The organism is Arthrobacter sp. zg-Y1219, assembly GCF_030125545.1.
Classification (GTDB): Bacteria; Actinomycetota; Actinomycetes; order Actinomycetales; family Micrococcaceae; genus Arthrobacter_B.
Map to the genome: position 1 here is coordinate 52,803 of NZ_JASKLY010000005.1, position 12,233 is coordinate 65,035.

Sequence of the window (12,233 nt, forward strand, 5' to 3'; positions counted from 1 at the left end):
TGGCAGGCCCAGCTGTTAAGGGTACCAAGGCAGGTTGGGTAATTGCCGCAAAACCCTTACCAGTTCCGCACCGCCGATGGCACGCTGGAGCCATGAGTGAAACTCCCCCACTGCGGACCCTGCTTATTCTCGGCGCCACCGGTGATCTTGCGGAGCGCCTGCTGCTGCCCGGGCTGGCGCGCCTGATCGGCAGCGGACGGGCACCGTCGGACCTGGCGGTGGTCGGTTCCGCCTCCCGGGACTGGACCGACGCCATGTGGCAGGAACGGTTGCAGGAGTCCTTTGCGGCCGCGCGCGGCGAGGCCGACGACGCCGGGCGGCAGGCGCTGGATACCACTGTCCAAAACGGCAGCTATCTGCGGGTGGACCTGCAGGATCCGGCCCAGCTGACCGAGGCCATCCGCGGCCTGGCCGCGCCGCTGGCCGTGTACTTTGCGCTCCCGCCGGCCGTTACGCAGTCCACGGTGGCGGCGCTGAAGCCCGGAGATCTGCCCGACGGCACCCGCCTGGTGCTGGAAAAACCGTTCGGCAGTGATGAAGCCTCGGCCCAAGAGCTGAACCGGCTGCTCGCAGCCCTGCTGCCCGAGGACGACGTATACCGGGTGGACCATTTCCTGGGCATGGCCACGGTGATGAACATTCTCGGGCTGCGCTTTGCCAACCGGATCCTGGAGCCGGTGTGGAACAACTTGCACATCGAGCGCGTGGAGATCGTCTTTGACGAGGAACTCGGCCTGGAGGGACGGGCAAAGTACTACGACGGCGCGGGCGCACTGCGGGACATGATCCAAAGCCATCTGCTGCAGACCATGGCCGTGATTGCCATGGGAGCCCCGGCAACCCTGGGCGAGCGGGACGTGCGGGACCTGGTGGCCGCCACCCTGCGGGCGGCGTCGGTCCCGGCGGACTATGCGAGCAGCACCCGACGGGCGCGGTGGGACGCCGGGGAGATCCACGGCGAGGGGATCCCCGCGTACGCCGACTCCCCCGGAGTGGACCCGGACCGGCACACCGAAACCCTGGCGGAAGTGGAAATACGGATCGACAATGACCGCTGGGCAGGAGTGCCGTTCATCCTGCGCTCGGGCAAGGCCCTGGGCAAAAACCGGCAGGAGGCCGTGGTGACCTTCAAACCGGTCGGCCATCTGCCCACCGGTTTCACCGGCGCGGCGGGCGAGGGATCCCGGCTGCGGATCTCCTTCACTCCGGCCCGGCTGGAACTGGAACTGAACGTCAACGGACCGGCCAGCGTTTTTGATTTGGAGCGCACCGGCCTGACGGCACCGATGCACAAGTCCGCACTGACGCCGTACGGCGAGGTGCTGGACGGCATTCTTTCCGGTGATCCGCTGGTGTCGGTGCGCGCGGACATCGCCGAAGAATGCTGGCGGATTGTGGATCCGGTGCTGCAGGCCTGGGCCGACGGCGACGTGCCGCTGGAGACGTATCCGGCCGGAACGGCAGGTCCGCCCGACTGGAAAACCAGCCGGGCGGAGCCGTGATGTGACAGCGATCAGCGGGCGACGGCCGAGGCCTTAGAGCGCGGAATCCCCGCGTTCCCCGGTGCGGACCCGCAGCGCCTCCTCCACGTTGACCACCCAGACCTTGCCGTCGCCGGCCCGGCCGGTGTTGGCGGTGGAGACCAGCACGTCCACAATGTCGTTGAGCCACTCGTTGGCCACGAGGACCTCGATGCGGATCTTCGGCAGCAGGTCCACTGTGTATTCGGCGCCGCGGTAGACCTCGGTGTGTCCGCGCTGGCGCCCGTAGCCGTTGGCCTGGCTGACGGTCAGGCCCTGAACTCCGTAGCTTTCCAGGGAGCCGCGGACGGCGTCGAGCTTTTCGGGACGGACAATGGCGGTTACGAGTTTCATGAGTTGATGCTCTCCTTCGGTGCGGTGCGCGCGGACTCGGGGAAGGGCCGGAAGGATCCGCCGACACCCAGCCCGCCGAATTCGTAGGCGGTTTCGGCATGTTCGCTCAGGTCCACGCCGTTGACTTCGGAATCCTCGGAGACCCGGAAGCCGATGGTCTTGTGGATCGCCAGGCCAATCACCATGGTCAGGACCGCTGAGAAGACGATCGCGACGATGGCTGCAGCCAACTGGGCGCCAAGCTGCGCGAAGCCGCCGCCGTAGAACAGGCCGCCGCCCTCGCCGTCGACCGGCAGGGCGATGAAACCCAGGGCCAGGGTGCCGACGATGCCGGCGACCAGGTGCACGCCCACCACGTCCAGGGAGTCGTCGTAGCCGAGCTTGTACTTCAGGCCGACGGCGAGCGCGGAGAGGACTCCGGCCACCAGGCCCAGGCCGACGGCGCCGAGCGGGCTGACGTTGGCGCAGGCCGGGGTGATGGCCACCAGGCCGGCGACAATGCCCGAGGCGGCGCCGAGCGACGTCGGGCGTCCGTCACGGATGCGTTCGGTCAGCAGCCAGCCGACCATCGCAGCGGCCGGAGCCGCCATGGTGTTGACCCAGATCAGGCCGGCTTCCTCGGCGGTGCCTGCTGCTCCCCCGTTGAAACCGAACCAGCCGAACCACAGCAGGGTGGCGCCCAGCATGACAAACGGAATGTTGTGGGGACGCTGGCTCGGGTCCTTGCCGAAGCCCTTGCGCTTGCCGATGATCAGGGCCAGCACCAAGGCTGCCACGCCGGCGTTGATGTGCACCACGGTGCCGCCGGCGAAGTCGATGGCTTCTCCGACCACCGAGCCAATGGCGCCCTCTTCACCGAGCAGTCCGCCGCCCCAGACCATGAAGGCCAGCGGGCAGTACACCAGGGTCACCCAGATGGGAACGAAGACCGCCCAAGCGCTGAACTTGGCGCGGTCCGCGATGGCGCCGCTGATCAGGGCCACCGTGATGATGGCGAACGTGGCGCCGAAGCCGGCGCTGATGAGGTCCTCCGTGCCGATCAGGGACTCGAGGCCGAAGGAGGTGAAGGGGTTGCCGAACAGCCCGCCCACGCCGTCGCCGCCTGTCATGGAGAAGCCCCACAGAACCCAGACAACCCCCACGAGGCCGATGGACACGAAGCTCATCATCATCATGTTCAGTGCTGCCTTGGCGCGGGTCATCCCGCCGTAAAAAAATGCCACTCCGGGGGTCATGAGCAGCACCAGTGCCGCCGAAATCATGACCCAGACGTGACCTGCTGACAGATCCATCTCCACGTCCCTTCACCCTGCTGCGGGCCCTTCCCGCAGGATGAACTCTGCCGGGGCCAGATTTCGGCCACTGCCCGGGCGGATTACCGGGACATTACAAACCCCCCGCTGATGTAAAAGCTCGGAGTCGCCGATGTTTCCACGGCGTTTCGCGCCGCAGGTCGGCAGGGGGTCGGCAGGCCTGACGGCCCTGCAGGGGTCACCCGTGCCCGCCGCTAGGATGGTCCCTAAGTCTCACTACCGGAGGTTCATTTTTTATGCCCGAGCAGTCTCCCTTCTCCGACGGTCCGGATTCCCTGGCCGCCGGGGACGGCAACAATCACCGACCAGGCAGAAACAGGAAGAAGCCGTGGATTATCTCCGGAGCGGCACTGGCGGTGGTGCTGGCGGCCGGTGCCGTCGTCGCCCCCATGGTCCTGGACGATGAGGCTGCGCCCGCGGCCGCTCCCTCCCCCACCGGTACCCCCTTCACGATGACGCCGAAGCCGGAGCCCACACTGGCGCCGGCTCCCGTGTTCAACTACTACGAGCAGGCAGGCCCTCCGGCCGGTTCACCGCTGAACCAGGTAGAGCCGCTGGCCGTCACCGTCGTTCCGGAAACCACCGGTACGTCCCTGCCCGCCGGGCTGATCGGTCTCTCCCTGGAAGCCACGGACCTGGCCGACCCGTCGCTGAGCGGCGACAACCCGGAAATGGTGCAGTCAATCTCCGGACTGGGCAAGCCGCTGCTGCGCTTCGGCGGTAATGCCGTGGACCGCCGGTTCTTCTGGACCTCCACCGGCGAAGCCATTCCGGGAAACCTCTCCGGCGACAAGGCACATCCGGTGCGCGCCGTGACTCCGGCGGACCTGGAGCGGGTCAACACGCTCCTGGAAGCAGTGGACGGCCAAATCGCACTGACCGTTGATCTCGGCAACTACGACCCCGCCCGGGCCGCTGACATGACCAAGTTCGCCGCTGCGGCCTTCGGCGAGCGCTTGGTCGGCATCACCGTGGGCAACGAGCCCAACGGCTTCGCCAAGACCGGGCTGCGGCCCGGCGGCTACGGCATCCAGGACTACCTGACGGAGCTGCAGGCCTACGCCACGGCGATGCACGCCGTCGCTCCCCAGGTACCGATCGTGGGCCCGGGCACCTATGAGGAATCCTGGTGGGGTCCCTTCGCCGAGGTGCAGCTGCCGCAGCGCAAAATCCTGTCCTTCCACCACTACCCGCTCTCCTCCTGTGAAGGCGCCGATCCGGCCGGCGAACCCGTCATGAGCGCCCTCGTCACCCGGCACATCCATGACCACGCCAACAACTTCCGCGGCGCGGCGCTGGAACCGGCCCTTACGGCCGGCATCGAGACCTGGATCCCGGAAACCGGCGTCTCCGCCTGCCCCGGCTCCAACGAAACCACCAAGACGCATGCGTCCGCGCTGTGGAGCGCCGACTACGCGCTGAGCGCGGCACAGCTGGGCATCTCCCGGGTCAGCTTCCACAGCTCGCTGCTTACCTGCACAGGCGGCCCGCCCATGTCCGCCATCTGCGCGGGCGGGGCCTACCTCCAGCCCAACGGCGTCGTGGACGAGCGGGCCAACTACTACGGCCTGTCCATGGTTGGCGAAATGGAGCCCGGCGAGTTCCTGAAGCTGGACACCTCCGGAACCGGCATGGCCTATCCGTACGCGGTGCGCCATGCGGACGGCAGCATCAGCGTTGTGGTGGTCAACAACAACAACCCCGAGACCGACGCCCAGACCACGGTCAGCCTCGAGCTGCCCGGCAAGGCGCTGACCGGGACGATGACGCAGATGACCGGCCCCTCCTACGCCGCAGAGGACGGCACACTGATCGACGGCGCCGCTGCCGAAGGCACCCCGGCCGCCGAGCGGCTGACGGTGCCCGGCTTCGAATACGGCTCCAGCACCCAGACGTTCCCGCTGACCGCCGGAACCGTCACGGTCCTGAACTTCACGTTCTAAGCCGCACGGCAGCAACACCCGCAGGACCCACGACAAAGGGCTCCGCACTTCCCCTCGGAAGTGCGGAGCCCTTTGCGGTGCTTCGGCTGCTAGCTCAGCAGTGCGTCCACGAAGCCCTCGGCGTCGAACACCGCCAGGTCATCGGCGCCCTCGCCCAGGCCGATCAGCTTCACCGGCACACCCAGGGTGCGCTGGATTGCGACGACGATGCCGCCCTTGGCGGTGCCGTCCAGCTTGGTCAGCACGATGCCGGTGATGTTCACGACCTCGGCGAAGACCTTCGCCTGGGTCAGGCCGTTCTGGCCGGTGGTGGCGTCCAGGACCAGCAGGACCTCGTCAACCTCGGCCTGCTTTTCAATGACGCGCTTGACCTTGCCGAGTTCGTCCATCAGGCCGACCTTGTTCTGCAGGCGCCCGGCGGTGTCGATCAGGACCACGTCCACCTCGCCGTCGATGCCTGCCTTCACGGCCTCAAAGGCCACGGAGGCGGGGTCGGCGCCGTCGACGTCGGACTTCACCGTGGGCACGCCCACGCGCTGTCCCCAGGTGGCCAGCTGCTCGGCCGCGGCGGCGCGGAAGGTGTCAGCCGCGCCCAGGAGCACGTCCTTGTCCTCGGCCACCAGGACGCGGGCCAGCTTGCCGACCGTCGTCGTCTTGCCGACGCCGTTGACGCCAACCACCATGACAACGGCGGGCTTGTCGGCGTGCCGGGTGACGGCCAGGGACCGGTCCATGGTCGGATCCACCAGTTTGATGAGCTCCTCGCGGAGCATCTGGTGCACTTCCTGCGGATCGCGGCTGCCGGAGATCTTGACCCGCTCGCGCAGGGCGTCCACCAGCTCCATGGTCGGTTCGGTGCCGAGGTCCGCCAGCAGCAGCGTCTCCTCGATCTCGTCCCAGACGTCTTCATCAATCTTGTCGCTGGACAGCAGCGCCAGCAGCGCCTTGCCCAGCGCGTTGTTGGACTTGGCGAGCCGCGCGCGCAGGCGGGCCAGCCGGCCCTGCACCGGTTCCGGGGTTTCCAGCGCGGGAGCCTCGGGAGCGGGGGCCGCTTCCTCCAGGTCGCGCAGGTCATCGGGGACGACGACGTCGGTGTCAGCGGGCGGCGCGGCCTGCCCCGGCGGCGTGTCCAGGGTTGCGGTGCCGGCGGCATGCGAGCCCGCTCCGGTCACCGGGTCATTGGCGTCACGGGTGGTGGGATACATGCCCTTGGGAGTTCGGCGGGTCCGCACCAGCAAGGCTGCCACGGAACCGACGACGGCAAGGGCTATGACCACATAGATCACAATCGAAAGAGTCTCATTCACGCTCTCCAGCATGTCACACCGGTGTGTTCCGGGGCACCCATGCCGGCCGTGCTGCCGGTCGCGGACAGGCGGGGTCCGGCTCCCCGGAAACTGCGTCGATCTGAGACAATCTAGGCATCATGGTCCGTGCTCCCCGTCTCGCGATACCGCGGGAAATCAAAGTCCTCATTGCCGCCGCTTTCGTGATCGCCCTGGGCTTCGGCCTCGTGGCGCCGGTGCTGCCGCAGTTCGCCCAAAGCTTCAACGTTGGCGTTGCCGCTTCCTCAGTCATCGTCAGCGCCTTCGCCTTCACCCGGCTGGTCTTCGCGCCGGCGGGCGGTGCGCTGCTGGAGAAGTTCGGCGAGCGCCCGGTCTACATAGCCGGACTGCTGATTGTTGCCGTCTCCACTGCCGCGTGCGCGTTTGCCGGCAGTTACTGGCAGCTGCTGATCTTCCGCGGCCTCGGCGGCATCGGATCCACCATGTTCACCATTTCGGCCATGGCCCTGATCATCCGCCTGGCCAAGCCCGCCGTCCGCGGCCGGGTGTCCAGCGCCTATGCCTCCTCCTTCCTGCTGGGCAACATCGCCGGACCGCTGGCCGGCGGGCTGCTGGCCGGGTTCGGCCTGCGCGTGCCGTTCCTGGTTTATGCGGGTGCACTGGTGGTGGCGGCCGCCGTCGTCGCCATCCACCTCAAGGACGCGCGGCTGGAGAACGGCGGAACGAAGCCCGTCCCCCGTCCGGTCCTGACCGTCCGCGAAGCGCTGGGGGACTCCGCCTACCGGGCCGCGCTGGCCTCGAGCTTCGCCAACGGCTGGTCCTCCTTCGGCGTGCGCAACTCGCTGCTGCCCCTGTTCGCCGCGGCCGCCCTCACCGCCGGACCCGAAATCGCCGGAATCTCGCTGACCGCGTTCGCCGCCGGCACCGCCGTGGTGCTGACCTTCTCCGGGCGGCTGGCGGACAGCTGGGGTCGGCGGCCGCTGGTGCTCACCGGGCTGGCCGTCAACGCGCTGGCGACCGCGGCGATCGGGTTCAGCACCAACATCCCGATGTTCCTGGTGGTTTCCGCCATCGCGGGCATGGGCACCGGGCTCCTGAACCCGGCCCAGCAGGCCGCCGTCGCCGACGTCGTGGGCAACGACCGCAGCGGCGGAAAGGTCCTGGCGACGTTCCAGATGGCCAGCGACAGCGGTGCGATTGTCGGGCCCATCCTGGCCGGACTGCTGGCGGACCATCTGGGCTACAACTGGGCGTTCGGCGTCACCGGAGCCATCGTCATCATGGCGTGCTTCGCCTGGATCGGTGCGCGCGAAACGCTCGAACGGCCGGCCAGCGCACCCACGGCCACGGTCCCGCCGGAAACGTCCCCGGATGCACCGGCCGCTGCACCACCTGCGCCCGGTGCGCCGGCGGCTCCCACCCGCACTACGATCGAGGAATGAAGCCTTTCCTGCTGCTGGCCTCCCGGGCCGAAGACGACGCCGCCGACGAAGAGTACGAAGCCTTCCTGCGCTTCGGGAACCTGGCGCCGGAGCAGCTGCACCGCGTCCGGCTCGAGGCCGGTCCCCTGCCCCGGATCGATCTGGAGGAGTACAGCGGGATTTTTGTCAGCGGCAGCCCGTTCAACGCCAGCGATCCGGAGAGCACGAAGTCGGCGCTGCAGCTGCGCGTGGAGAGCGAGCTGGGCGCGCTGCTCGACGACGTCGTGGAGCGGGATTTTCCGTTCCTGGGCGCCTGCTACGGAGTGGGGACGCTGGGCCGGCACCAGGGCGCAACGGTGGACCGGCAGTTCGGCGAACCGGTCAGTGCCGTGGACATCAAGCTGACCGCCGAAGGGCGCCTGGATCCGCTGCTCGAGGGAGTTCCGGATTCCTTCACGGCGTTTGTCGGCCACCGCGAGGCCGTTTCGGCGCTGCCGCCTAAGGCGGTGAACCTGGCCGGCTCATCGTCCTGCCCGGTGCAGATGTTCCGGATCCGGGAGAACCTCTACGCCACGCAGTTCCATCCCGAGCTGGATGTTCCGGGGCTGCTGACCCGGATCACCGTCTACAAGGACGCCGGGTACTTCCCTCCCGAGGAAGCGGACACCGTCAGGGCCTCGGTGCGCGGGGTTCAGGTCAGCGTTCCGCCGCTGATCCTGCGCAACTTCGTGCTCCGCTACGCCCGCTGAACCGGCGCTGAGCGGCAAGTCCCGCCCTAAGCGGCAGGCCCGGAGGCCTTGTCCAGCCGCTGGCTGATCACGGTGGAGACGCCGTCGCCCTGCATCGTGACCCCGTACAGCGCGTCGGCCACCTCCATGGTCCGCTTCTGGTGCGTGATCACGATCAGCTGGCTGGATTCCTTCAGCTCCTCGAAAATGGTGATCAGCCGCCCGAGGTTGGTGTCGTCCAGGGCGGCTTCCACCTCGTCCATCACGTAGAACGGCGAGGGCCGGGCCTTGAAGATGGCCACCAGCAGGGCCACCGCCGTCAGCGACCGTTCCCCGCCGGAGAGCAGCGACAGGCGCTTGATTTTCTTGCCCGCCGGCCGGGCCTGGATTTCGATGCCGGTGGTGAGCATGTTGTCCGGATCGGTGAGCACCAGCCGGCCCTCTCCGCCCGGGAACAGCGTGGCGAAGACGCGTTCGAACTGCACGGCCGTGTCCCGGTACGCCGCGCTGAAGACCTGCTCCACCTGCCGGTCCACATCCTTGATGATGTCCAGCAGATCGCGGCGGGTCGCCTTCAGATCCTCCAGCTGGGTGCTGAGGAAGGTGTGCCGTTCCTCCAGCGCCGCGAACTCCTCCAGGGCCAGCGGGTTGACCCGGCCCAGCGCGGCCAGGTCCCGCTCCGCCTGCTTCAGCCGCTTTTCCTGCGCCGCGCGGTCGTAGGGCGCTCCGCCCAGGAGCGGATTCCCGGCGTCGTCCACCGGAACATGCAGCGCGGCCCATTTGTCGCCGGGGGCTGCCCCCTCGGCCGGAACGGGCACCGGGACCGGCTGGTCGGGGCCGAACTCCGCCACCAGATGATCCGGGGTCAGTCCCAGTTCCTCAACGGCCCGGGTCTCCAGCGCCTCGATGCGCAGCTGCTGCTGGGCCCGCACCAGTTCATCGCGGTGCACCGAATCGGTGAGCCGGGCCACCTCGGCGCCGGCATCGGCCGCAGTGGTGCGGACAGCGGCCAGCTCCGCATCCCAGGCGGTGCGCACCGCCTCGGCATGGTCGCGCTCGGCAGCAGCCGCCTCGAGCGACACCTCCAGGAACCGCAGCGCCTCGCGGGCGGCGGAGGCAACAGCCGTGGCCTTCGCGGCCTGCAGGGCACGACGTCGGGCGCGCACCTCAGCGGCGGCGCGGGCCCGCCGTTCGCTTTCCGCCGCCCGTTCCAGTCCGGCGGCCCGGCCGGCCACCGCCTTGTGCTGTTCCTCGGCGGTGCGCAGGGCGAGCCGGGCGTCAGTTTCCGCCCGGCGGGCGGAGGCGGCAGCGAGCGCCAGCGCCTCGCGCTGTTCCGTTGACGGTTCATCCTCCACCGGGGCCTCGGCGGCAGCGGCCAACCGGGCGGCGGCGGCGGCCAGCGCTTCCTGCTCAGCGGCAAGATTGCCCTCGGCCACGTGCACCAGCCGCTGCAGGCGTTCGGATTCGCCGACGGCGGAGCGCAGCGCCGAGCCGAGCGTGCCCAGCCGTTCGGCCACCGCAGCCAGCCGGGCGTCCGACTCGTGCAGGTCCGACAGCGCGGCATCGGTCCGCGCCTGGGCCGCGTCGCGGCGGGACACGGTTCCGGCGAGAGCGAAGCCCGCCTGTTCGGACCGGGCGGCGGCGGCGCGGATCCGCTCGTCGGTCTCGTCCACCGCGGCCTGCAGCTCCAGCAGCCCCGGCGCGGAGGCCGATCCGCCGCGGCCTTCGAAGGCGGAAAGGACCTCGCCATCGAGGGTGACGGCTTTGAGCCCCGGGTGCGCGGAGAGCAGCTCTGCGGCGGACGCCAGGGAGTCCACGATGACCACTCCGTCCAGCAGCTCAGCGAGAGTGTGCCGCAGCGCGTCCGGCGCTTCCACCACGTCAGCGGCCCAGAGCACGCCGTCGGCCAGGGCCGGACGGGTGTCCGCGGCCGTCGTCGTCGGGCCGGCAACGCCGGCTGCCAGGACCAGGTCCACCTGCCCGCCGCCAGCCTCGCGCAGATGGGTCAGGGCGCGCACCGCGGCGCCGGTGTCGGCCACCGCGACGGCGGCAGCCGCCGCGCCCAGCGCCGCCGTGACGGCACGTTCGCAGCCGGACCGGACGGTGAGCAGGGCGGCCAGCGGCGCCAGGACGCCGTCGAGCCCGGATTCGAGCAGCAGCACGGAGCCGTCCCGGCGGTCCAACCCGACCCGCAGCGCATCCCGGCGCGCGGTGAGGGTTTCGCGTTCGCGCTCGGCTTCCTGCTTCGTCCGGCGCAGCTCCTCGAGCGCAGCCGAGGCGGCGTCGAGCTGGGCCAGTGCGTCTTCGTATTCCGCGTCCAGCCCCTCCTCGCCCTCCTCGGCGCCCGCGGCTGAACTCTCCAGGGCCGTGAACTCCTGCTGGGCCTTCCGGCGCCGCTCCTCGCCTTCGGTGATGGAGGCGCGCAGCCGGCCCAGTTCCGCCTCGGCCGCATCCACCCGGGACCGGGCAGCGCCCACGGCGCCGGAGATCCGGGCCAGGCCCTCGCGCCGGTCGGCGGCGGCCCGCAGCACCGCGGCCAGCCGCTGCTCTTCGGCGGCGGCGTCGGCCTCGGCGGCGGCCCGGACCTCCTCGGCATCCGCCAGGGCGCCGCGGCGCTCTTCGATGGTTTCCTGCAGGAGCGCGGCCTCGGTCCGGACCCGCTCCGCCTGCGCCTGCAGCCGTTCCGGGTCGGAGCCGGTAACCTCGCGGTGTTCGGAGCTGCCCAGCAGGCGCCGTCGTTCCTCGGCCAGGGCAGCCAGCGACAGGTAGCGTTCCCGAAGCGAGGACAGCGCATACCAGGTGTCCCGGGCGGCATTGACCCGGGGTGTGGCGGAGGCCGCGAGGCCCTCCAGCTCGGCCTGGCGGGCGCGGGCCGTGGCCAGCACCGCGGCTGCGGCGTCCCGGCGGGCCAGCAGCGCCGCCTCCTCGGCGGCGTCGCGGGCCAGGGTGCCGGTCAGGGTCACCAGGTCATCGGCGAGCAGCCGGGCCCGGGCATCGCGGGCGTCCTGCTGCACGGTGCGGGCGCGGCGCGCGACGGCGGCCTGCTTGCCCAGCGGCCCGAGCTGGCGGCGCAGTTCCGAGGTGAGGTCGGTCAGCCGGGCCAGGTTGGCCTGCATGGCGTCCAGCTTGCGCACGGTTTTCTCCCGCCGGCGCCGGTGCTTGAGGATCCCCGCGGCCTCTTCGATGAAGCCGCGGCGCTCATCGGCGCCGGCGTGCAGGATCCGGTCCAGCTGGCCCTGGCCGACTATGACATGCATCTCACGCCCGAGCCCCGAATCGGAGAGCAATTCCTGAATATCGAGGAGCCTGACGGGGGCGCCGTTGATGGCGTATTCGGAGCCGCCGGACCGAAACAGGGTTCGCGAAATGGTCACTTCGGAGTATTCGATCGGCAGGGCGCCGTCGGCGTTGTCGATGGTCAGGGACACCTGGGCGCGGCCCAGCGCCGGACGCCCGCTGGTGCCGGCGAAAATGACGTCTTCCATCTTCCCGCCGCGCAGCGTCTTGGCGCCCTGCTCCCCCATCACCCAGGCCAGGGCGTCCACCACATTCGATTTTCCGGAGCCGTTCGGACCCACCACCGCGGTGACACCGGGTTCAAACTCAAACGTGGTTGCTGATGCGAAGGATTTAAATCCACGCATGGTCAGCGTCTTCAAATGCACGGG

Annotated in this window: 8 protein-coding genes; 4 read left to right on the forward strand and 4 right to left on the reverse strand. The window is 69.6% G+C overall.

Features of this window, described 5'->3' with window-relative positions; all coding sequences use genetic code 11:
- Positions 1–92 precede the first annotated feature (92 nt).
- Complete coding sequence (locus tag QNO00_RS03265) at positions 93–1,502, forward strand: glucose-6-phosphate dehydrogenase (RefSeq protein WP_284023612.1); 1,410 nt, start codon at positions 93–95, stop codon at positions 1,500–1,502.
- A gap of 33 nt (positions 1,503–1,535) precedes the next feature.
- On the opposite strand, the gene QNO00_RS03270 is transcribed toward QNO00_RS03265, so the two are convergent.
- Together QNO00_RS03270 and QNO00_RS03275 are read right to left on the reverse strand one after the other, a co-directional pair.
- Positions 1,536–1,874 carry a P-II family nitrogen regulator gene (locus QNO00_RS03270; protein ID WP_104053827.1) on the reverse strand — a complete coding sequence of 113 codons (339 nt, stop codon included), beginning with the start codon at positions 1,872–1,874 and terminating at the stop codon, positions 1,536–1,538.
- Complete coding sequence (locus QNO00_RS03275; RefSeq protein WP_284023613.1) at positions 1,871–3,166, reverse strand: ammonium transporter; 1,296 nt, start codon at positions 3,164–3,166, stop codon at positions 1,871–1,873. The genes QNO00_RS03270 and QNO00_RS03275 overlap by 4 nt, the downstream gene beginning before the upstream one ends.
- Positions 3,167–3,423: 257 nt before the next feature.
- On the opposite strand from QNO00_RS03275, the gene QNO00_RS03280 reads away from it, so the two are divergent.
- On the forward strand, positions 3,424–5,130 hold the full coding sequence (locus QNO00_RS03280; RefSeq protein ID WP_229965342.1) for a hypothetical protein: 1,707 nt from the start codon (positions 3,424–3,426) through the stop codon (positions 5,128–5,130).
- An 89-nt stretch (positions 5,131–5,219) separates the two neighbouring features.
- Here the strand turns inward: QNO00_RS03280 and ftsY are convergent, their stop codons facing one another.
- Positions 5,220–6,437: a signal recognition particle-docking protein FtsY gene (ftsY, locus tag QNO00_RS03285; RefSeq protein WP_284023614.1), complete on the reverse strand. Its 1,218-nt coding sequence runs from the start codon at positions 6,435–6,437 to the stop codon at positions 5,220–5,222.
- Positions 6,438–6,556: 119 nt separating this feature from the next.
- Here ftsY and QNO00_RS03290 point away from each other — a divergent pair, with 119 nt between their 5' ends.
- Positions 6,557–7,858: an MFS transporter gene (locus QNO00_RS03290; RefSeq protein WP_284023615.1), complete on the forward strand. Its 1,302-nt coding sequence runs from the start codon at positions 6,557–6,559 to the stop codon at positions 7,856–7,858.
- A complete protein-coding gene (locus tag QNO00_RS03295; RefSeq protein WP_284023616.1) occupies positions 7,855–8,586 on the forward strand; it encodes a glutamine amidotransferase in 732 nt (243 codons plus the stop codon). Before QNO00_RS03290 ends, QNO00_RS03295 begins: the two co-directional genes overlap by 4 nt.
- A gap of 26 nt (positions 8,587–8,612) precedes the next feature.
- On the opposite strand, the gene smc is transcribed toward QNO00_RS03295, so the two are convergent.
- Positions 8,613–12,230, reverse strand: a complete 3,618-nt coding sequence (gene smc, locus QNO00_RS03300; protein ID WP_284023617.1) for a chromosome segregation protein SMC — start codon at positions 12,228–12,230, stop codon at positions 8,613–8,615.
- Positions 12,231–12,233 lie beyond the last annotated feature (3 nt).